Here is a 19,849-nt window from a genome sequence, read left to right as displayed (position 1 = left end):
ACGCGACCTTGCCGCCGCAGGCATAAAAAACCCCGCGCCCCCGGCAACGAGCCAGGGTTTACGGGGGTTGTTGTGGCGTTATTTGTTAAGGGCGCTTGCGGTTGCTGATCAGCGTGCCCATGCCGGTATCGGTGAAGATCTCCAGCAGCACCGCATTGGGCACCCGGCCATCGATGATCAGCGAGCTACCTACGCCGCCCTGCACGGCTTCCAGTGCGCAGCGGATCTTCGGCAGCATGCCGCCGTAGATGGTGCCGTCGGCGATCAGGTCGTCGACCTGCTGGGTGGTCAGGCCGGTCAGGACCTTGCCTTCCTTGTCCATCAGGCCGGCGATGTTGGTCAGCAGCATCAGCTTCTCGGCCTTCAGGGCCTCGGCCACCTTGCCGGCCACCAGGTCGGCGTTGATGTTGTAGGACTCGCCATTGGCCCCCACGCCGATCGGCGCGATCACCGGGATGAAGTCGCCCTTGACCAGCAGGTTGAGCAAATCGGTGTTGATGCCGATCACTTCGCCCACCTGGCCAATGTCGATGATTTCCGGCTGGGTCATCTCCGGGGTCTTGCGGGTCACGGTGAGTTTCTTCGCCCGGATCAGCTCGGCGTCCTTGCCGGTCAGGCCGATGGCGCTGCCGCCGTGGCGGTTGATCAGGTTGACGATGTCTTTGTTCACCTGGCCGCCAAGGACCATCTCCACCACGTCCATGGTCTGCGCATCGGTGACGCGCATGCCGTCGATAAAATGACTCTCGATGGACAGGCGCTTGAGCAGGTCACCGATCTGCGGGCCGCCGCCGTGCACCACCACCGGGTTGATCCCGACGGCTTTCATCAGCACGATATCGCGGGCAAAGCCGGTTTTCAGCTCGTCGCTTTCCATGGCATTGCCGCCGTACTTGATCACCAGCGTCTTGCCGACGTAGCGTCGAATGTAAGGCAGCGCTTCGGAAAGGACCTTGGCGGTGTTGGCGGCGGCGTCGCGTTCGAGGGTCATTCAGGGCTCCGGGGCAAATAATCAGAACGGTAGTTGGAGATCAGGGGCAACACGTTTCAACTGGGCGTGGAACACGTCCTTGATGCGCTGCAGCTCGGCCTCGGTATCCGCCTCGAAACGCAGGACCAGCACCGGCGTGGTGTTGGACGCGCGAACCAGGCCCCAGCCTTCGGCATAGTCGACTCGCACACCATCAATGGTGGTCAGGTTGGCGCCTGCCCCCCATTGCGCATCGTGCAATGCGTCAATGATGCTGAATTTGCTCTCTTCGGTCACATGGATATTGATTTCCGGCGTCGAAATATCGTTCGGGAAGGTCTCGAACAGCTCCTCGGCACTGGATTGCTCCTTGCTGAGGATTTCCAGCAGGCGGGCGGCGCTGTAGATGCCGTCGTCAAAACCGAACCAGCGCTCCTTGAAGAACACATGGCCGCTCATTTCGCCGGCCAGCAGGGCGCCGGTTTCTTTCATTTTCTTTTTGATCAACGAGTGGCCGGTCTTCCACATCAGTGGGCGGCCGCCGTATTCCTTGATCAACGGCGTCAGGCGTCGGGTGCATTTGACGTCGAAGATGATCTCGGCGCCCGGGTTGCGCGCCACCACGTCGCGGGCGAACAGCATCAGCAGGCGGTCCGGGAACACGATGCTGCCGGTGTTGGTCACCACGCCCACGCGGTCGCCGTCGCCGTCGAAGGCCAGGCCCAGATCGGCGCCCACTTCGGCGACCTTGGCGATCAGGTCCACCAGGTTTTCAGGCTTGCCCGGGTCGGGGTGATGGTTGGGGAAGTTGCCGTCGACCTCGCAGAACAGCGGGATCACTTCGCAGTTCAAGGCTTGGAGCAATTGCGGGGCGATCACGCCGGCGGCGCCGTTGCCGCAGTCCACCACGACTTTCAGGCGCCGCGCGAGCTTGACGTCGCGGGTGATTTCGTCCGAATAGCGCTGGAGGATATCGACCTGGGTGATGCTGCCCTGGCCGCTGGTCAGGTCATTGGTTTTCAGGCGCGTGTGCAGGGCCTGGATCTGTTCGTTGGCCAGGGTGTCGCCAGCGATCACGATCTTGAAGCCGTTGTAGTCCGATGGGTTGTGGCTGCCGGTGAGCATCACGCCGGATTTGCCGGCCAGTACGTTGGCCGCGTAGTACAGCGCCGGGGTCGGCACCAGGCCGACGTCGCTGACATGGCAGCCACTGTCGGCCAGGCCCTGGATCAGGCGCTCCACCAGTTCGGGGCCGGACAGGCGACCGTCACGCCCCACCGACACGTGGGGCTCGCCCTGGGCCAGGCTTTGCGAACCGATGGCACGGCCGATCCAGTAGGCGGTTTCGGCGGTCAGGGTTTTCGGGACGACACCACGGATGTCGTAGGCGCGGAAAATGCTGTCGGGAAACGTCGGTGCGACTGGGGCTGCGTTGCTCATCACTGGGGAAACTCCATCGATACGGGGCGGACAGGCCTGAATGTGGCGACCGGCAGGTTCAAACTGAAGGGTAAGACGGCGTTTTTGCCCTAGAGTTCGTGGTGCGAAAATGCCATCGGGGCATGCCGGACGCAGGGCCCGGCATGCCTGAGCGTAGTCAGTGGCTGCCGGAATGCCCGAAACCGCCCGCGCCGCGCTGGGTTTCGTCGAACTCGGTGACCAGTTCAAAATGCGCCTGCACCACCGGCACCAGCACCAGTTGGGCGATACGCTCGCCGACGGCAATGTTGAAGGCGGTCTGGCCACGGTTCCAGCACGAGACCATCAGTTCGCCCTGGTAGTCGGAGTCGATCAGGCCCACCAGGTTGCCCAGCACGATCCCGTGTTTGTGCCCCAGGCCCGAGCGCGGCAGGATCAGCGCGGCCAGGCCGGGGTCGCCGACGTAGATCGACAGGCCGGTGGGGATCAGCAGGGTCTGGCCCGGCTCAAGGACGGTGTCCTGCTTGAGCATGGCGCGCAGGTCCAGGCCGGCGGAGCCGGGTGTGGCGTAGGCCGGCAATGGGAATTCGCTGCCGAGGCGGGGGTCGAGGATCTTGGCTTGCAAAGCGTGCATGGACATTAAACCTGGTTCAGTCGTTGGGCGATAAAAGAGATCAGTTGGCGGGCAATCTTGCCCTTGCTGGTCTGGGCGAAAAGGGTGGCGTGCAGCTCGCGGTCAATCACGCTGCAGGCGTTTTCCTCGCTGTTGAAGCCGATGCTTGGGTTGGCGACATCATTGGCAACGATCAGGTCGAGGTTTTTGTCTTTCAGTTTGCGGGCGGCGTAGTCCAGCAGGTTTTCGGTTTCGGCGGCGAAGCCGACGCTGAACGGACGATCCGCACGGCTGGCGATGGTGGCAAGAATGTCCGGGTTGCGCACCATTTGCAGGAGCAGGCCGTCACCGCTTGTAGGGTCTTTCTTGAGTTTTTGCGGCGCAACCACTTCCGGGCGGTAGTCTGCAACCGCCGCCGAAGCGATAAACACATCGCAGGGAATCGCCGCCTCACAGGCCGCGAGCATGTCGCGGGCGCTGACGACGTCGATGCGGGTGACCCGGTCGGGGGTCGGCAGATGCACCGGGCCGGTGATCAGGGTCACGCGTGCGCCTGCCTCAACCGCCGCCTCAGCCAGGGCAAAGCCCATTTTCCCTGAGCTATGGTTGGTGATGTAGCGCACCGGGTCGATGTTTTCCTGGGTCGGGCCGGCCGTAATCAGTACGTGCTTGCCGGTCAGGGCCAGGTGCTGGAAACACTCGGCGGCGCACAGCGCCAGGTCGGTGGCTTCGAGCATGCGGCCCAGGCCGACATCGCCACAGGCCTGGCTGCCGGAGGCCGGGCCGAAGACCTTGAGGCCACGGCTTTGCAGGAGTTGGGTGTTGGCCTGGGTGGCCGGGTCGCGCCACATGGCCTGGTTCATTGCCGGGGCGATGGCGACGGTGGCGTCGGTGGCCAGCACCAGTGTGGTCAGCAGGTCGTCGGCAATGCCTTGGGCGAGGCGCGCGATAAGGTCGGCGGTGGCGGGGGCGATCAGCACCAGGTCGGCCCATTTGGCCAGTTCGATATGGCCCATGGCGGCTTCGGCCGCCGGGTCCAGCAGGTCCAGGTGCACCGGGTGGCCGGACAGGGCCTGCATGGTCAACGGGGTAATGAATTCACTGCCGCCACGGGTCATGACCACGCGCACTTCGGCGCCCTGGTCCAGGAGCCTGCGAACCAACTCTGCGCTCTTGTAGGCGGCAATGCCGCCGCCGACGCCGAGAACGATGCGTTTCCGATACAGACGCTGCATTGGTTTGCCTTTCCAGTTCAGTGATGGCGTTGCGATCCCCCTCCCCAGGTGAAATCGCGCGCAAAAAAGAGCGGCTAAGATAACACAGCGTCCGCCATGCAACAGCGGCGCACATGCACACGGAGGTGCCATGAGTATTCGCAATTGGCCTGCGGCGGAGCGTCCGCGGGAGAAGCTTTTGGAGTTGGGGGCGGCGAGTCTCTCGGATGCCGAGTTGCTGGCGATTTTCCTGCGTACCGGTGTCTCGGGCAAAAGCGCGGTGGACCTGGCGCGCCACCTGCTGGGGCAATTTGGCAGCCTGCGCGCGCTGCTGGAGGCCCGGCAGGGGGTGTTTATCCAGCATCTGGGCCTGGGGCCGGCCAAGTTCGCCCAGTTGCAGGCCGTGCTGGAAATGGGCCGGCGCCACCTGGCCGAACGGGTACGCCACGATTCGGTGCTGGACAGCCCGATTGCCGTGCGTGACTACCTCAAGGCACTGCTGCGCCATGAGCCCCACGAGATATTCGGCTGCCTGTTTCTCGACTCAAGGCACCGGGTGCTGGGGTTTGAAGCGCTGTTCCAGGGCACCATCGACAACGCCACGGTGTACCCGCGACATGTGGTCAAGCGCGCCCTGGACTACAACGCGGCGGCATTGATCCTGTGCCACAACCACCCTTCCGGGAATGCCGAGCCCAGCCTTGCTGATCGAAAATTGACCAAGGTGCTGCAAAAGGCCCTGGAGCTGGTGGATGTGCGGGTGTTGGACCACATCATTGTCGGCGAGGGAGACCCGCTGTCGATGGCCGAATATGGGTGGATATAGCAGCTTACGGCCTTACACCGACCCTGGAAAAATCCTGCCGCCCAAACGGACTAACCTGATACCCCTCGACATTCTTGCGCGTCAGGGCAAAGGCCGTCGGGTGGGCCAGCGGCAACCACAGCGCCTGCTGCTGGATCTGCGCCTGCGCCTGCTGGTACAGCTTGCTGCGCACGCCTTGCTCGTGGGTGGTCTTGCCGGCACTGATCAGCTTGTCCAGCGCCGGGTCGCAGTAACGGGCGAAGTTGGTGCCGGACTTGACCGCCGCGCAGGAAAACTGCGGGGTCAGGAAGTTATCCGGGTCGCCATTGTCGCCGGCCCAGCCCATGAACAGCAGGTCGTGCTCGCCCGCCTTGGCGCGGCGGATCAGTTCGCCCCATTCGATCACGCGGATCTCGGCCTGGATGCCGACCTTGGCCAGGTCGGCCTGCAACAACTGGGCGCCCAGGCTCGGGTTGGGGTTGAGCAGGCTACCTGATGGCCGGGTCCAGATAGTGGTCTTGAAACCGTCCTTGAGTCCGGCGCGATCCAGCAGCCCCTTGGCCTTGGCGAGGTCCTGTGGATAACCCGGCAACTCCTTGGCAAAGCCCCAGGTATTGGGTGGGTAGGGGCCGGTGGCGGCTTCGGCGGTGCCTTCAAACACGGCCTTGAGGTAGCTGGCCTTGTCGAAAGCCAGGTTGATCGCCTGGCGCACTTGCGGCTTGTCCAGCGGCGGGTGCTGGCTGTTGATGGCCACAAAGGCGGTCATGAAGGCTGCGGTTTTTTCCACCTTGAGCGCAGGATCCTGTTGCGCCTCGCCGATATCCAGAGGCTTGGGGGACAAGGCGATCTGGCATTCATTGCGGCGCAGTTTCTGCAGGCGCACATTGGCGTCCGGGGTGATGGCAAAGATCAAGTTATCCACAGCAGGTTTACCGGCAAAATAGTCCGGGTTGGCCTTGTAGCGAATGGCCGCATCTTTCTGGAAGCGCCCGAAAACGAACGGTCCGGTGCCGATGGGTTGGCTGTTGAGCTTTTCCGGGGTGCCGGCCTTGAGCAGGTTGCCTGCGTATTCGGCCGGGTAGATCGAGGCAAAGCCCATGCTCAGTGCGGCGAGGAACGTGGAGTCGGCGTGGTTCAGGGTAAAGCGCACGGTCAGCGGGTCCAGGGCGTCGATCTTCTTGATCAGCGCCGGCAGTTGCAGGGACTGGGCGTGGGGGAAGCCGCTCTGGGCGACCTGGTGCCAGGGGTTGGCCGGGTCGAGCATGCGCTCGAAGCTAAAGCGCACGTCTTCGGCGGTGAGGCTGCGGCTTGGGTTGAAATACGCGGTGCGGTGGAATTTGACGTCCGGGTGCAATTTAAAGGTGTAGGTCAGGCCGTCCGGCGAGACGTCCCAGCTGTCGGCCAGGCTCGGCACCAGTTTGCCGCTCGCGGCGTCGAAGTCCACCAGGCGGTTCATCAGCACATCCGCCGAGGCGTTGGTGGTGGTCAGCGAGTTGTATTGCACCACATCGAACCCTTCGGGGCTGGCCTCGGTGCAGACGCTCAGCGTGGAAGCCGCCTGGGCCAGCGAAGTGAAGAAGAGCGGGGTGAGCAAGAGCGGCAGGGCAGCGAAGCGCATGGTCGGTTTCCTTTGCAGATCGGAGGCCCATCTGCGAGTGCAGTCTGGAAAACGCCTACCGTAGTGGCCTGATTCACAAATGACTAGCCCATTTTTGCCTGTGCATTTAGGGCAAATACTGTTTTGATGGCACTTCAGGTCATTTTGCCCGGCGCCTGTGGCCTACAGGCTGCGGTGATAAATCATTCGGTGCGACGAGCGGTCCGCCAGCACGGCGGCCCACCCTGGCAGTGCTTGCGCCCTGTTTGGGCAAGATTTACAGCGGGAAAAACACACCGGCTGTTGTTGCGCATGGGTCTTTCTGGTATAAAGCAGCGCTCTTTTCTAGGGGCCCGGTTCCTTCACTGTAGGTGTAGCCGGTAAGACCCTTAAAGAAACGCGGCGCCTGGCGCCAAATGACTGAGAGATTAAGCGGCCAACCCATGCCGGGTTGGGCATGTGGTTTTAGAGGGCTGAGGCATGTCGAGAGTCTGTCAAGTTACCGGTAAGGGTCCGGTGACTGGGAATAACATTTCCCACGCAAACAACAAAACCCGTCGTCGTTTCCTGCCAAACCTGCAGCATCACCGCTTCTGGGTTGAAGAAGAGAAACGTTTTGTCCGTCTGCGCGTATCTGCCAAAGGCATGCGCATCATCGACAAGCGTGGCATCACTGTCGTGCTCGCTGAACTGCGCCGCGACGGCAAAATCTAAGGAGCTAAATCATGCGTGAATTGATTCGAATGATCTCTAGCGCCGGTACTGGTCACTTCTACACTACCGACAAGAACAAGCGTACTACCCCGGACAAGCTCGAAAAGAAAATGTTCGACCCGCGCGTTCGCAAGCACGTGATCTACAAAGAAGGCAAAATCAAGTAATTGGTTTTCTTTCTTGTGAAAAAAACCCGTATCTCACGATGCGGGTTTTTTTTGCCTTGGAAAAAGTCGCGTTCGACCGATCAGGCCTTTTCTTCAAATACCACGTAGATCTTGCGGCACGGCTCCAGCACCTCCCAGGTGCCACTGAAGCCGGCGGGGATGACGAAGCGATCACCGGCGCGCAAGGTCTTGGCGTTGCCCTCGGCATCGCGCAGCACTGAAACGCCCTGCACGATCTCGCAGTACTCGTGTTCGGTGTAGTTCACCTTCCATTGCCCGACTTCACCTTCCCACACTCCGGCGTTCATCTGGCCGCACGGGCTGTTGTAGTGGTTGTAGAGCGTCTGCTGGGGGGCGCCCTTGAGGACTTTTTCTGTGGCGGGGCGGTAGCGTTCGGCGGCGGTGTTCGCCTGGCTGAAATCGACGACATCCTGAATGTTCATGCACGTATCCCGTCTAGGCCTGGGGTTGGAGAGCCAAAGTCTATGTTTATTAAAATGAACATCGCAAGGGCGTTTGCTGCCGTTATGTCAAATATATTGAAACATCCCTTGTGGCTGGTTTAGGGTGGCGGGTGCCTCGGACCGAATAGCTGGCTGGTCGGGCAAGCATTTGGAAGGGAACGGTTATAACGCCGGGCCCTTATATTTAATAAGAGGAGGACACTCGCATGACCACCCTGACCCGTGCCGACTGGGAACAACGCGCCAAGGACCTGAAGATCGAAGGTCGCGCCTACATTAATGGCGAATACACCGCCGCGGTTTCCGGCGCCACGTTTGAATGCCTCAGCCCGGTCGATGGCCGCCTGCTGGCCACGGTTGCCAGCTGTGACGTCGCCGACGCCCAGCGCGCTGTGGAAAACGCCCGCGCCACCTTCAACACCGGTGCCTGGTCACGCCTGGCCCCGGCCAAGCGCAAAGCCACCATGATCCGCTTCGCCGCGCTGCTCAAGGCCAATGCCGAAGAACTGGCCCTGCTCGAAACCCTGGACATGGGCAAGCCCATCGGCGATTCCCTGGGCATCGACATCCCTGGCGCGGCGCAAGCCCTGAGCTGGAGCGGCGAGGCCATCGACAAGATTTACGATGAAGTGGCCGCCACCCCCCATGACCAACTGGGCCTGGTGACCCGCGAGCCCGTCGGCGTAGTGGCGGCCATTGTGCCGTGGAACTTCCCGCTGATGATGGCCTGCTGGAAGCTGGGGCCGGCGCTGTCCACCGGTAACTCGGTCGTGCTCAAGCCATCGGAAAAATCGCCGCTGACGGCCATCCGCATCGCGGCCCTGGCCGTTGAAGCCGGCATCCCCAAAGGCGTGCTCAACGTGCTGCCGGGCTACGGCCACACCGTGGGCAAGGCCCTGGCGCTGCATATGGACGTCGACACCCTGGTGTTCACCGGTTCGACCAAGATCGCCAAGCAACTGATGATCTACTCCGGCGAATCGAACATGAAGCGCGTCTGGCTGGAAGCGGGCGGCAAGAGCCCGAACATCGTGTTTGCTGATGCCCCGGACCTGCAAGCCGCTGCCGAATCCGCCGCGGGCGCCATCGCCTTCAACCAGGGCGAAGTCTGCACTGCCGGCTCGCGCCTGCTGGTGGAGCGTTCGATCAAGGACAAATTCCTGCCGATGGTGATCGAGGCCCTCAAGGGCTGGAAGCCGGGCAACCCGCTGGACCCGGCGACCAATGTCGGTGCGTTGGTGGATACCCAGCAGATGAACACCGTGCTGTCGTACATCGAAGCCGGGCATGCCGATGGCGCCAAGCTGGTGGCCGGTGGCAAGCGTACCCTGCAGGAGACCGGCGGCACCTACGTCGAGCCGACGATTTTCGACGGCGTGACCAACGCCATGAAGATTGCCCAGGAAGAGATCTTTGGCCCGGTGTTGTCGGTGCTGACCTTCGACAGCGCTGAAGAAGCCGTGGCCATCGCCAACGACACGCCTTATGGCCTGGCCGCTGCGGTATGGACCTCGGATATTTCCAAGGCGCACCTGACCGCCAAGGCCCTGCGTGCCGGTAGCGTGTGGGTCAACCAATACGATGGCGGCGACATGACTGCACCGTTTGGTGGGTTCAAGCAGTCGGGCAACGGTCGCGACAAATCGCTGCATGCGTTCGACAAGTACACCGAGCTGAAGGCGACCTGGATCAAGCTGTAACCCCGGGCTCCAGCTGCAGTAGATCCAAATGTGGGAGCGGGCTTGCCCGCGATGGCGGAGTTTCAGTCGGTACATGTATTGACTGACCCAGCGCAATCGCGAGCAAGCCCGCTCCCACACTGTTTTGTGTGATCTGGAAATAATCCACAGGAGCGTGGCAATGCGTTGGGCGACTTACTTCGCCGTCCTGGCCTCGGTACTCAGCGTCGGCCTCGCCCTGGGCGTGAGCATGCCGCTGGTGTCCCTGCGCCTGGAAAGTTGGGGTTATGGCAACTTTGCCATCGGCCTTATGGCGGCCATGCCGGCGTTCGGTGTGTTGTTGGGCGCCAAGGTGTCCAGTCGCCTGGCCTCCTGGCTGGGCACGGCGAACCTGATGCGCCTGTGCCTGTGGGCCGGGGCGGTTTCCATCGGTTTGCTCGCGGTATGGCCCAGCTACCCGGTGTGGCTGGTGCTGCGGTTGATGATCGGGGTGATCCTGACCATCGTGTTTATCCTCGGCGAAAGCTGGATCAACCAACTGGTGGTAGAGCAATGGCGGGGCCGGCTGGTGGCGCTGTATGGCTGTACCTACGCCTTGAGCCAGCTGTCGGGGCCGTTATTGCTCGGCGTGCTGGGCACCGGTCATGACTATGGCTTCTGGGTTGGCGTCGGCCTGTTGCTCGTGGCGCCGTTCCTGCTGCTGGGGCGCAGCGGGGCGCCGACGGCGGAGGCCTTCAGCGTGACCTTCGGCGACTTGTGGGGCTTTTGCCGGGGCCTGCCGGCGATTGCCTGGGCGGTGGCGCTGTTTGCCGCGTTCGAGGCGATGATCCTCACGCTGTTGCCGGTGTATTGCCTGCAACAGGGCTTCACCGCCGAGGTGGCGCTGGCGATGGTCAGCACCGTGGTGGTAGGCGATGCCTTGCTGCAATTGCCGATTGGCGCGCTGGCCGACTACCTGCCCAGGCGCACCCTGTTTCTCGGTTGCGCCGTGTTGCTGCTGCTGTCGAGCCTGGCCATTGCGCCATTACTCGATACCTGGCTGATCTGGCCGATCTGGGTGCTGTTCGGTGCCAGCGCCGGGGGGTTGTTTACCCTGTCGTTGATCCTGATCGGCGAGCGCTACCGGGACGATGCGCTGGTGCGGGCCAATGCCCATATTGCGCAGTTGTGGGGGATTGGTTGCCTGATCGGCCCACTGGTGGCGGGGGCGGGCAGCCAGTGGATCAGCGGGCATGCCTTGCCCTTGCTGATGGCGGTGGGGGCCTTGGGGCTGGTGATTCTGTTGTTGCGCCAAGGGGCGTTTGGCGTTGAGCAACCGGCCTGACTTGGAAATGGCATCCAAGCTGTGGGAGCTGGTGGTGCTTAGAGCATGCGCTCCAGGCCCACGGTGGTGGCGAACCAGGCATTGAACCGGCGCCACCAGCTGCCAGGCTCGCGGGTCAGGGTGTGTATCTGGCCGTTATCCTCCGTGACCCATACCACCTGGCCATCCTGCAGTTTCGCCTCATAGCTCAGGGCTGGCGCCATCCCTTGCAGGGCCAGGTTGCGCACATGCTCGGCCAGTTCCGGGCTGTCCACCAGTACGCCGACCTCGGTGTTCCACAGTACCGAGCGCTGGTCGGAGTTGAACGAGCCGATAAACGATTTTTGCCGATCGAAGATCATCGCCTTGCTGTGCAGGCTGGAATCGGACCCATACAACGAGCGGCTGCCCAGCAGGTGCGGGCCACTGCCGCCGCCGCCGTCGCCCGGTTGGCGGCGCAGTTCATACAACTTCACCCCGTGCTCCAGCAGCGCCTTGCGATAGGGCGCGTAGCCGCCATGTACCGCCGGTACGTCAGTGGCTTCCAGGGCGTTGGTCAAGAGGCTCACCGCCACGCCCGCATCCGCCCGGCTGGTCAGGTACGCCAGGCCGTGCTGGCCGGGGACGAAATAGGCCGAGATCATCATCAGTTCGCGGTGCACCCCTTCGAGCTCCGGGGCCAGTTGGGTGGTGAGCAGCAGCCGTGGATCGGGATCGCCCCTGGCCAGGACCTTGCTCGGCGCATCCCACAGTGCCTGGTTCCAGGCCCAGATCAGTTCCCGGCGCCAGATATCCATGCGCGGCTGGGTCTTGTAGGTCCGCAGGCGGTTATACAGGGCGTGGTTCTGTTGGCGGGACTCGGCCAGGGAGGTTTCCAGGTACCCGCGCGCCGTGGCCAGGTCGCGGGAGGACGGGGCGTTGGCGATAAAGTCAGAGATCGGTTTGCTCAGCGCACTGTTCCAGTACTGGTCAAAGCTGTGGCCCAGTTGTTCGGCCACCGGTCCCACGCTGAGCATGTCGATATCGGTGAAGTTCAGGTTGGGCTCGGCATCGAAATACTCATCCCCCAGGTTGCGCCCGCCGACAATCGCTACGCTGTTGTCCGCCAGCCACAGCTTGTTGTGCATGCGCCGGTGTTGCAGCGACAGGTTGAACAGCCGCCCCATGGCCCGCGTCACCCCGGTACTGCGGCCCAGGTGCAGCGGGTTGAACAGGCGGATCTGGATCTGCGGGTGCGCGGCCAGGGTGGCGATGATCTGGTCCAGGCCGTCGCTGGTGGTGTCGTCCAGCAGGATGCGAACCCGCACGCCACGGTCGGCCGCGGTGAGCAGCTCGTCCACCAGCATGCGCGTGCTGATGCCGTCATGGACGATGTAGTACTGCAGGTCGAGGCTGGCCTGGGCATTGCGGATCAATTCGGCGCGGGCCATGAACGCTTCGCTGCTGTTGGGCAGCAGGCGGAACCCGGAGCGGCCCTGGTAGGGCGCAGCCTGGGCCTGGATCGAACGACCGAAGGCGGACTGCGCCGCCGGCAGTACCTCGCTGGGCACCCGGGGCAGGTCCAGGGTGGCGCAACCGCCCAGGCCCAGGAACCCCAACAGGAAAAACGCTAACAGCCGTGGGCTCATCAAAGAGGCAGGTTCCGAATCAGGGCGGTGGTGGGCAATGGGACGGTGATTGCTGGCAAAAGGTCAGTCCACACGCTGTTCGGCTTCGGCGAGCATCTTGATCGCCGTTGCCCCGACCTTGCGCACCGCCTCTTCAATCTGGGGTGTTGGCTTGGCAGCGTAGTTCATCCGCAGGCAATTACGGTATTTGCCCGAGGCGGAAAAGATGCTGCCCACGGCAATCTGCACCCCTTGTTCGACCAGGGCCCGGTTGAGCTTGAGGGTGTCGAAGCCCTCGGGCAGCTCCACCCACAGCATAAAGCTGCCCTGGGGCCGGCTGGCGCGGGTGCCGGCGGGGAAATAGCGGCTGACCCAATCGAGCATCAGGTCGCGGTTGCGCTGGTATTGGCTGCGCATGCGCCGCAAGTGCGGCTCGAAGTGCCCGTTCTTGAGGAACTCGGCAATGGCAATCTGCGGTTGGGTGGCGGTGGAGCCGGTGCTGATGTATTTCATGTGCAGCACCCGCTCCAGGTAGCGGCCAGGTGCTACCCAGCCGATCCGCAGGCCGGGGGCCAGGGTCTTGGAGAAGGAACTGCAGAGCAGGACGCGGCCATCTTCGTCGAAGGATTTGATGGTGCGTGGTCGCGGGTAGCTGTAGGCCAGTTCGCCATACACATCGTCTTCGATGATTGCCACGTCAAAGCGCTGGGCCAGGGTCAGCAGCGCCCGTTTGCGTGCCTCGGGCATGATGTAGCCCAGGGGGTTGTTGCAGTTGGGGGTCAACTGGATGACTTTGATCGGCCATTGTTCCAGGGCCAGTTCCAGGGCTTCGAGGCTGATGCCGGTCAGCGGGTCGGTGGGGATTTCCAGGGCTTTCATGCCCAGGCCCTTGAGGGTTTGCATGGCGCCATGGAAGCTTGGCGAGTCGACGGCGACGATATCGCCGGGCTCGCATATGGCGCGGATGCTGGCGGACAGTGCCTCATGGCAGCCGGTGGTGATCACAATATCCTGGGCGTCGAGCTGGCAGCCGGAATCCAATGACAGACGGGCGACTTGTTCGCGCAGCTCCATACAGCCGTAGATATTGTCGTAATACAGGCCTGGCAGGTCCTGGCGCCGGCTGACCCGGGCCAGGCTGCGCAGCAGCGGCTTGATGGTCGGTGACAGTACATCCGGCATGCCGCGGCCCATCTGTATGACATCTTTGCGCGGCACCGCGCGCACCAGTTCCAGCACCTGGTCCCACTGGGATATCTCCACTGGGCGCTGGGCCGGTCGACCCACGGCGGGCAGCGCCGGCAGCTCGCGCCCGATGGGCACGAAGTAGCCGGATTTCGGCTTGGGCGTTGCCAGGCCGTTATCTTCCAGTAACCGGTAAGCCTGTTGCACGGTGCTCAGGCTGACCCCGTGTTCCACGCTCAGGGCGCGTACCGAGGGCAGGCGGTCGCCGGGGCGATAGAAGCCCTGTTCGATGCGGGTGCCCAGCAGTTCGGCAAGGTTGACGTAGAGGGTCATGGCGGTCGCTCCCCGGGGACCAGTACAGATGGGAGGAAAATACAGGATTCAGCCCGCGCTTGGCAGTATCTGTATGGATTTAATAAAGGTGGGTTGAATCTGTAATGGTTTTGCCGCGCCGTCCATTCTAGTCACTCATGGCAACAGGCAAATGAGGGGCAAGACAATGAGTGGCTTGAGCGATGTGCGGCTGGCGTTACACAGTCAGGAACTGGAAGCAGGGCAGGGGCGCGAGATGGCCGGGCTGGCGCCTGGCAACCCAGGCCGTTGGGAACTGTTCTGGCGTCGTTGCCACACGCGCCAGGCCCTGCTGGACCTGACCCCGGAGCAACTGCGCGATATCGGCCTGAGTGCCGAGCAGGCGCGCCGGGAAGGCTTGAAGCCGTTCTGGCGCGGTTGAGTCAGAGCAGTTCTTTCATCCGGTGCCAGAGCATGCCCAGGGCCAACAGCGGGGAGCGCAGGTGCTTGCCGCCGGGGAAGGTGATATGTGGCACCTGGGCAAACAGATCGAAGCGCCCACTGTGCTGGCCGCTGATGGCTTCGGCCAACAGCTTGCCGGCCAGGTGGGTGGCGTTCAGGCCATGGCCGGCATAGGCCTGGGCAAAGTACACATTGGGCTGGTCGGCCAGCCGGCCAATCTGCGGCAGGCGGTTGGCGCCGATGCCGATCATGCCGCCCCATTGATAGTCGATCTTCGCCTCGGCCAATTGCGGGAAGACCTTGAGCATCTTCGGCCGCATATAGGCGCCGATGTCCTGGGGATCGCGTCCGGAGTAGTGGCAAGCACCGCCGAACAGCAGGCGCCGGTCGGCCGACAGGCGGAAGTAGTCCACGGTGACCCGCTGGTCGCACACCGCCATATTTTGCGGCAGCAGCTCGGCGGCCTGGGCCGGGCTCAAGGGTTCGGTGGCAATGATGTAGCTGCCGGCCGGCAGCACCTTGCCACTCAGGTGGGGGTTGAGGTTGTTGAGATAGGCATTGCAACCCAGTACCAGGGTCTTGGCGCGCACGTTGCCGTGGGCGGTGTGGACGTTGACTTCAGGGCCGTAGTCGATGCGTAGCGCTTGCGATTGCTCAAACAACCTCACCCCCAGTTGCTGCGCGGCGGCGGCTTCGCCGAGGGCCAGGTTCAGCGGGTGCAGGTGGCCGGAGCCCATGTCGATCATGCCGCCCACATAGCGGTCGGAGCCGATCACGCTGCCCATCTCCCCGGCTTGCAGCAAGCGCAGTTCATGGCGATAGCCCAGCTCGCGCAGTTCTTCGGCATCGGCGGCCAGGTCTTGCAGGTCGCGGGGTTTGTTGGCCAGGTCGCAGTAGCCCCAGGTCAGGTCGCAATCAATCTGCAAGCGCTCGACCCGCTGGCGCACGATTTCCACGGCTTCCAGGCCCATTAGCTTCATCTGCCGCACGCCTTCGGTGCCAACCACATGGGCAAACTGATCGAGGCCATGGCCGACGCCACGAATCAATTGCCCGCCGTTACGCCCGCTGGCGCCCCAGGCGATCTTGCGCGCCTCCAGCAGCACCACGCTAAAGCCGCGCTCGGCCAGTTCCAGCGCCGTGTTCAGCCCGGAAAACCCGCCGCCCACTACGCACACATCGGCGATGACTTCGCCCGCCAGTGCCGGGTAATCGGGTTGCGGCAGGCTGCTGGCGGCGTAGTAGGAAGCGGTGTGCCGGGCGCTGGCGGTCATGGGGAGCATCCGTGTTTGGAAAATTTGACGCAGGATACAGCGGTCGGGTGAAGCTGTCTCACTCGGGGCTTTTAGGGCAAAATCCACGCCTATTCGCCGTTCGGTATGGGTTTCAATGAGTTGCAACAGCCAGAAAGTCAACGCGCTGCGCCGGCAGATCCCCTCGTTCGAGTGTGTGCCGGGTTGCCATGATTGCTGTGGGCCGGTGACGACCTCCACCGAGGAAATGTCGCGCCTGCCGCGCAAGACGGCGGCCGAGCAGGAAGCGGCCATGGATGAGCTGAACTGCGTGCACCTGGGGCCCAACGGTTGCACGGTGTACGACGAGCGCCCGTTGATCTGTAGGCTGTTTGGGACTACACCCAGCCTGCCATGCCCCAACAACCGTGGCCCGGTGGAGCTGATTCACCCTCGGGTGGAGAAGCAGATTCACGAGTACATGGCGACGACGCGGCAGGTGCTGGTCTGACAGATGTACTCGGTCAAAAGGTGGGAGCTGGCTTGCCTGCGATGACGGTGTGCCAGGCAATGAAAATGGCGGCGGGTTGATCGCTATCGCAGGCAAGCCAGCTCCCACAGGATCAATCCGGGATCGGCAGGTTCAGGCTCTCCTTCACCTCTTCCATCACGATATAGCTCTTGGACTCGCGCACATGGGGCAGCTTGAGCAGGATATCGCCCAGCAGTTTGCGGTACGACGCCATCTCGGAAATTCGCGCCTTCACCAGGTAGTCGAAGTCCCCTGAGACCAGGTGGCACTCCAGCACATGGGGCAGTTTCAGCACGGCACGTCGGAATTCTTCAAAGGTGTCGCCGGATTTGTAGTCGAGGCTGATCTCGACAAACACCAGTAGGCTACCCTTCAAGTGCTGCGGATTGAGGCGGGCGTTGTAGCCCATGATGATCCCCTCGCGCTCCAGGCGTCGGACCCGTTCGGTGCAGGGCGTGGTCGACAGCCCGACCTTCTCCCCCAGCTCGGTAAACGAAATCCGCCCGTCGGCCTGCAGGATGCGCAGGATGTTGCGGTCGATCTTGTCCAGCTCCCGTTTGGTCTGGGTGTTGGTCCGCATAGGGGATGCTCCTCCGTGAAAAGGGTTTTTGCCGAGAATTGTCGCCAAATATAGGCACTTATATAGTGAAATGCACTGGTCATTGCTTTTTATACTGCCCGCATCTTTGTGCTGAACAACAAACGTCAGCGGTCAGGCCGCGATGAGGATATAAAAATGCGCGTTTTGGTCTTGGGTAGCGGTGTCATTGGTGTGGCCAGTGCCTACTATTTGGCGCGTGCCGGGTTTGAGGTGGTCGTGGTCGACCGTCAGCCGGCCGTTGCAATGGAGACCAGCTTCGCCAACGCCGGCCAGGTCTCGCCCGGCTATGCGTCGCCCTGGGCCGCGCCGGGTGTGCCGCTCAAGGCCATCAAGTGGCTGCTGCAGCGCCATGCGCCGCTGGCGATCAAGGCCACCGCCGATCTCGACCAATACCTGTGGATGGCGCAGATGCTGCGCAACTGCACGGCCAACCGTTATGCGGTGAACAAAGAGCGCATGGTGCGCCTGTCTGAGTACAGCCGCGACTGCCTCGACGAACTGCGCGCCGAAACCGGCATTGCCTACGAAGGCCGCAGCCTGGGGACTACGCAATTGTTCCGTACCCAGGCGCAACTGGATGGTGCGGCCAAGGATATCGCCGTGCTGAAGGAGTCCGGGGTTCCGTTCGAGCTGCTCGACCGCGCCGGCATTGCTCGCGTCGAGCCGGCCCTGGCCAGCGTCACGGATATCCTGGCCGGTGCCCTGCGCCTGCCCAATGACCAGACCGGCGACTGCCAGATGTTCACCACCCGCCTGGCCGATATGTGCAAGCAGTTGGGGGTGGAATTCCGTTTCGAGCAGGACATTCAGCGTCTGGACCACGCCGGCGACCGCATCAACGGCGTGTGGATCGACGGCCAGCTGGAAACCGCCGACCGCTACGTGCTGGCCCTGGGCAGTTACTCGCCGCAGTTGCTCAAGCCACTGGGGATCAAGGCGCCGGTGTATCCACTCAAGGGCTATTCCCTGACCGTGCCGATCACCAACCCGGCGATGGCCCCGACCTCGACCATTCTCGACGAGACCTACAAGGTCGCGATCACCCGTTTCGACAACCGCATCCGGGTCGGTGGCATGGCTGAAATAGCCGGTTTTGACCTGTCGCTGAACCCACGGCGGCGCGAAACCCTGGAGATGATCGTCAACGACCTTTATCCTCAGGGCGGTGACTTGAGCGAAGCCACCTTCTGGACCGGCCTGCGCCCGACCACCCCGGACGGTACGCCGATCGTCGGCGCCACCCCGTTCAAAAACCTGTTCTTGAACACCGGCCACGGCACCCTCGGCTGGACCATGGCCTGTGGCTCTGGTCGCCTGCTGGCGGACCTGATGGCCAGGAAAACCCCGCAGATCAGTGCCGCCGGCCTCGATATTTCCCGTTATGGCAACCCTCAGGAGTCCACCAAACATGTCAATCCAGCGCCAGCTCACCAATGAGCGCATGAGCCAGATCGTCGTCCACAGCGGTACCGTGTATCTGGCAGGGCAAGTCGGCGACGACATGAGTGCCGGGATTGAACAGCAGACCCGTGAAACCCTGGCCAATATCGAGCGCTTGCTGGATCTGGCCGGCACCGACAAAACCAAGCTGCTGTCGGTGACGATCTACCTCAAGGACATCGACGCCGACTTTGCCGGCATGAACGCGGTCTGGGACAAGTGGCTGCCAAAAGGCGTGGCCCCGGCCCGTGCCACGGTCGAGTCGAAACTGTGTGAACCAGAAATCCTGGTCGAGCTGTCTGTCGTGGCCGCTCTGCCTTAGACGATCCCTCTTGCGGTGCCGGCGCTCTTGGCCGGTACCGGTTTTTTCCACCGCCGCCTAGAAGCCTGCCGCCATGCGTCCTGCCCGTGCCCTGATCGACCTACAAGCCCTGCGCCACAACTACCAATTGGCCCGCGAACTGACCGGAGCCAAGGCCCTTGCCGTGATCAAGGCCGACGCCTATGGCCATGGTGCCGTGCGCGTGGCCCAGGCCCTGGAAGACCAGGCCGATGGTTTTGCCGTGGCCTGTATCGAGGAAGCGCTGGAGCTGCGCGCCGCCGGAGTGCGTGGGCCAGTGTTGTTGCTCGAAGGGTTTTTCGAGGCCGACGAGCTACCGCTGATCATCGAGCACGATTTCTGGTGCGTGGTGCATTCGCTGTGGCAACTGGAGGCGATTGAGCAGGCGCGCCTGAGCCAGCCGCTGACGGTGTGGTTGAAGCTGGATTCGGGCATGCACCGGGTCGGGTTGCATCCCAAGGATTATCACGACGCCTACCAGCGCCTGCTGGCCAGTGGCAAAGTGGCGAAGATCGTCCTGATGAGCCACTTCGCTCGTGCCGATGAGCTGGACTGCACCAGCAGCGATGAACAGGTCGCAGTATTCGACGCGGCGCGCCAGGGCCTGGCGGCCCAGGTCAGCCTACGCAACTCGCCGTCGGTGATGGGCTGGCCGAGCGTCTCCAGTGATTGGGTACGGCCCGGCATCATGCTCTACGGCGCGACGCCCTTTGGCGAAGACCAGGCGGTTGCCGCGCGTTTGCAGCCGGTGATGACCCTGGAATCGAAAGTCATCTGCGTGCGCGAACTGCCGGCGGGCGAGCCCGTGGGTTATGGCGCGCGCTTCGTGACGCCCAAACCGATGCGTATCGGCGTGGTCGCCATGGGCTATGCCGACGGTTATCCACGCCACGCGCCGACCGGCACGCCGGTGCTGGTCGCCGGCCAGCGCAGCCAGTTGCTGGGGCGGGTGTCGATGGACATGCTGTGCATCGACCTGACCGATGTGCCCCAGGCCGGCCTGGGTTCGACCGTCGAGTTGTGGGGCAAAAACATCCTCGCCAGCGATGTGGCGACCGCCGCTGACACTATCCCCTACCAGATTTTTTGCAACCTGCGCCGCGTGCCACGGCTCTATTCCGGCGCCTAGCCGCCGGTCGTCGACGACGTCCTGCGGGATTCAGACCAAAGTGTTGTAAATACTGAACGCTGTCGCCATGATAACGCTCAATTAC

General features: G+C 62.8%; 19 protein-coding genes and 1 pseudogene. 10 read left to right on the top strand and 10 right to left on the bottom strand.

The window, feature by feature from the left end:
* Window positions 1-85: 85 nt before the first annotated feature.
* The 4 genes and pseudogenes from argB to coaBC form a co-directional block, all read right to left on the bottom strand.
* Entirely contained in the window at window positions 86-991 is a 906-nt protein-coding gene (gene argB / locus BLL38_RS16010) for an acetylglutamate kinase (RefSeq protein ID WP_076963434.1), read from the bottom strand.
* Between the two features lie 21 nt (window positions 992-1,012).
* Window positions 1,013-2,419, bottom strand: a pseudogene (locus BLL38_RS16005) (phosphomannomutase/phosphoglucomutase); the annotation flags it as partial.
* A 148-nt stretch (window positions 2,420-2,567) separates the two neighbouring features.
* Complete coding sequence (gene dut, locus BLL38_RS16000; RefSeq protein ID WP_076963475.1) at window positions 2,568-3,023, bottom strand: dUTP diphosphatase; 456 nt, start codon at window positions 3,021-3,023, stop codon at window positions 2,568-2,570.
* Between the two features lie 5 nt (window positions 3,024-3,028).
* Complete coding sequence (gene coaBC, locus BLL38_RS15995; protein ID WP_076963432.1) at window positions 3,029-4,237, bottom strand: bifunctional phosphopantothenoylcysteine decarboxylase/phosphopantothenate--cysteine ligase CoaBC; 1,209 nt, start codon at window positions 4,235-4,237, stop codon at window positions 3,029-3,031.
* A gap of 130 nt (window positions 4,238-4,367) precedes the next feature.
* Here coaBC and radC point away from each other — a divergent pair, with 130 nt between their 5' ends.
* Window positions 4,368-5,042, top strand: a complete 675-nt coding sequence (radC, locus tag BLL38_RS15990; protein WP_076963431.1) for a RadC family protein — start codon at window positions 4,368-4,370, stop codon at window positions 5,040-5,042.
* Window positions 5,043-5,046: 4 nt separating this feature from the next.
* Here radC and BLL38_RS15985 read toward each other — a convergent pair whose 3' ends face one another.
* Window positions 5,047-6,639: an ABC transporter substrate-binding protein gene (locus BLL38_RS15985; protein WP_076963430.1), complete on the bottom strand. Its 1,593-nt coding sequence runs from the start codon at window positions 6,637-6,639 to the stop codon at window positions 5,047-5,049.
* A 459-nt stretch (window positions 6,640-7,098) separates the two neighbouring features.
* On the opposite strand from BLL38_RS15985, the gene rpmB reads away from it, so the two are divergent.
* On the top strand, window positions 7,099-7,332 hold the full coding sequence (gene rpmB, locus BLL38_RS15980) for a 50S ribosomal protein L28 (RefSeq protein ID WP_007920377.1): 234 nt from the start codon (window positions 7,099-7,101) through the stop codon (window positions 7,330-7,332).
* 11 nt (window positions 7,333-7,343) lie between these two features.
* A complete protein-coding gene (rpmG, locus tag BLL38_RS15975; protein WP_003176906.1) occupies window positions 7,344-7,499 on the top strand; it encodes a 50S ribosomal protein L33 in 156 nt (51 codons plus the stop codon).
* A gap of 80 nt (window positions 7,500-7,579) precedes the next feature.
* Here the strand turns inward: rpmG and BLL38_RS15970 are convergent, their stop codons facing one another.
* Complete coding sequence (locus BLL38_RS15970; RefSeq protein ID WP_076963429.1) at window positions 7,580-7,942, bottom strand: cupin domain-containing protein; 363 nt, start codon at window positions 7,940-7,942, stop codon at window positions 7,580-7,582.
* Between the two features lie 227 nt (window positions 7,943-8,169).
* Here BLL38_RS15970 and BLL38_RS15965 point away from each other — a divergent pair, with 227 nt between their 5' ends.
* Window positions 8,170-9,663, top strand: coding sequence for an aldehyde dehydrogenase (locus BLL38_RS15965; protein WP_076963428.1), 1,494 nt, complete (start codon window positions 8,170-8,172; stop codon window positions 9,661-9,663).
* A gap of 160 nt (window positions 9,664-9,823) precedes the next feature.
* Complete coding sequence (locus tag BLL38_RS15960; RefSeq protein WP_076963427.1) at window positions 9,824-10,966, top strand: MFS transporter; 1,143 nt, start codon at window positions 9,824-9,826, stop codon at window positions 10,964-10,966.
* 38 nt (window positions 10,967-11,004) lie between these two features.
* Here the strand turns inward: BLL38_RS15960 and BLL38_RS15955 are convergent, their stop codons facing one another.
* Both BLL38_RS15955 and BLL38_RS15950 read right to left on the bottom strand, forming a co-directional pair.
* Entirely contained in the window at window positions 11,005-12,573 is a 1,569-nt protein-coding gene (locus BLL38_RS15955) for a phospholipase D family protein (RefSeq protein ID WP_076963426.1), read from the bottom strand.
* Window positions 12,574-12,636: 63 nt separating this feature from the next.
* Window positions 12,637-14,070 (bottom strand): aminotransferase-like domain-containing protein, encoded by a 1,434-nt coding sequence (locus tag BLL38_RS15950; protein WP_076963425.1) that lies wholly within the window; start codon window positions 14,068-14,070, stop codon window positions 12,637-12,639.
* Window positions 14,071-14,236: 166 nt separating this feature from the next.
* On the opposite strand from BLL38_RS15950, the gene BLL38_RS15945 reads away from it, so the two are divergent.
* Complete coding sequence (locus tag BLL38_RS15945) at window positions 14,237-14,470, top strand: DUF1127 domain-containing protein (protein WP_076963424.1); 234 nt, start codon at window positions 14,237-14,239, stop codon at window positions 14,468-14,470.
* A gap of 1 nt (window position 14,471) precedes the next feature.
* Here the strand turns inward: BLL38_RS15945 and BLL38_RS15940 are convergent, their stop codons facing one another.
* The gene (locus BLL38_RS15940; RefSeq protein ID WP_076963423.1) at window positions 14,472-15,764 is read right to left on the bottom strand and encodes an NAD(P)/FAD-dependent oxidoreductase; all 1,293 of its coding nucleotides are present in this window, start codon (window positions 15,762-15,764) and stop codon (window positions 14,472-14,474) included.
* A 115-nt stretch (window positions 15,765-15,879) separates the two neighbouring features.
* Here BLL38_RS15940 and BLL38_RS15935 point away from each other — a divergent pair, with 115 nt between their 5' ends.
* Complete coding sequence (locus tag BLL38_RS15935; protein ID WP_029289779.1) at window positions 15,880-16,233, top strand: YkgJ family cysteine cluster protein; 354 nt, start codon at window positions 15,880-15,882, stop codon at window positions 16,231-16,233.
* A gap of 112 nt (window positions 16,234-16,345) precedes the next feature.
* Here BLL38_RS15935 and BLL38_RS15930 read toward each other — a convergent pair whose 3' ends face one another.
* Window positions 16,346-16,834, bottom strand: a complete 489-nt coding sequence (locus BLL38_RS15930) for an Lrp/AsnC ligand binding domain-containing protein (RefSeq protein ID WP_003206849.1) — start codon at window positions 16,832-16,834, stop codon at window positions 16,346-16,348.
* Between the two features lie 156 nt (window positions 16,835-16,990).
* On the opposite strand from BLL38_RS15930, the gene dadA reads away from it, so the two are divergent.
* From dadA to alr, 3 genes are all read left to right on the top strand, one after another.
* Entirely contained in the window at window positions 16,991-18,292 is a 1,302-nt protein-coding gene (gene dadA / locus BLL38_RS15925; protein WP_076963422.1) for a D-amino acid dehydrogenase, read from the top strand.
* The gene (locus BLL38_RS15920; RefSeq protein WP_032856829.1) at window positions 18,264-18,617 is read left to right on the top strand and encodes a RidA family protein; all 354 of its coding nucleotides are present in this window, start codon (window positions 18,264-18,266) and stop codon (window positions 18,615-18,617) included. Before dadA ends, BLL38_RS15920 begins: the two co-directional genes overlap by 29 nt.
* Before the next feature lie 73 nt (window positions 18,618-18,690).
* Window positions 18,691-19,764, top strand: a complete 1,074-nt coding sequence (alr, locus tag BLL38_RS15915) for an alanine racemase (protein WP_076963421.1) — start codon at window positions 18,691-18,693, stop codon at window positions 19,762-19,764.
* The last annotated feature ends 85 nt before the right edge of the window (window positions 19,765-19,849 follow it).

It is taken from the genome of Pseudomonas gessardii (assembly GCF_001983165.1).
Lineage (GTDB): Bacteria > Pseudomonadota > Gammaproteobacteria > Pseudomonadales > Pseudomonadaceae > Aquipseudomonas > Aquipseudomonas gessardii.
This window is presented reverse-complemented; position numbering and strand designations above follow the sequence as displayed.

Bases quoted from the DNA above. Each gene is read 5' to 3' on its own strand.
- argB (WP_076963434.1), bottom strand. From the start codon at position 991: ATGACCCTCGAACGCGACGCCGCCGCCAACACCGCCAAGGTCCTTTCC.
- dut (WP_076963475.1), bottom strand. From the start codon at position 3,023: ATGCACGCTTTGCAAGCCAAGATCCTCGACCCCCGCCTCGGCAGCGAA.
- coaBC (WP_076963432.1), bottom strand. From the start codon at position 4,237: ATGCAGCGTCTGTATCGGAAACGCATCGTTCTCGGCGTCGGCGGCGGC.
- radC (WP_076963431.1), top strand. From the start codon at position 4,368: ATGAGTATTCGCAATTGGCCTGCGGCGGAGCGTCCGCGGGAGAAGCTT.
- BLL38_RS15985 (WP_076963430.1), bottom strand. From the start codon at position 6,639: ATGCGCTTCGCTGCCCTGCCGCTCTTGCTCACCCCGCTCTTCTTCACT.
- rpmB (WP_007920377.1), top strand. From the start codon at position 7,099: ATGTCGAGAGTCTGTCAAGTTACCGGTAAGGGTCCGGTGACTGGGAAT.
- rpmG (WP_003176906.1), top strand. From the start codon at position 7,344: ATGCGTGAATTGATTCGAATGATCTCTAGCGCCGGTACTGGTCACTTC.
- BLL38_RS15970 (WP_076963429.1), bottom strand. From the start codon at position 7,942: ATGAACATTCAGGATGTCGTCGATTTCAGCCAGGCGAACACCGCCGCC.
- BLL38_RS15965 (WP_076963428.1), top strand. From the start codon at position 8,170: ATGACCACCCTGACCCGTGCCGACTGGGAACAACGCGCCAAGGACCTG.
- BLL38_RS15960 (WP_076963427.1), top strand. From the start codon at position 9,824: ATGCGTTGGGCGACTTACTTCGCCGTCCTGGCCTCGGTACTCAGCGTC.
- BLL38_RS15955 (WP_076963426.1), bottom strand. From the start codon at position 12,573: ATGAGCCCACGGCTGTTAGCGTTTTTCCTGTTGGGGTTCCTGGGCCTG.
- BLL38_RS15950 (WP_076963425.1), bottom strand. From the start codon at position 14,070: ATGACCCTCTACGTCAACCTTGCCGAACTGCTGGGCACCCGCATCGAA.
- BLL38_RS15945 (WP_076963424.1), top strand. From the start codon at position 14,237: ATGAGTGGCTTGAGCGATGTGCGGCTGGCGTTACACAGTCAGGAACTG.
- BLL38_RS15940 (WP_076963423.1), bottom strand. From the start codon at position 15,764: ATGACCGCCAGCGCCCGGCACACCGCTTCCTACTACGCCGCCAGCAGC.
- BLL38_RS15935 (WP_029289779.1), top strand. From the start codon at position 15,880: ATGAGTTGCAACAGCCAGAAAGTCAACGCGCTGCGCCGGCAGATCCCC.
- BLL38_RS15930 (WP_003206849.1), bottom strand. From the start codon at position 16,834: ATGCGGACCAACACCCAGACCAAACGGGAGCTGGACAAGATCGACCGC.
- dadA (WP_076963422.1), top strand. From the start codon at position 16,991: ATGCGCGTTTTGGTCTTGGGTAGCGGTGTCATTGGTGTGGCCAGTGCC.
- BLL38_RS15920 (WP_032856829.1), top strand. From the start codon at position 18,264: ATGTCAATCCAGCGCCAGCTCACCAATGAGCGCATGAGCCAGATCGTC.
- alr (WP_076963421.1), top strand. From the start codon at position 18,691: ATGCGTCCTGCCCGTGCCCTGATCGACCTACAAGCCCTGCGCCACAAC.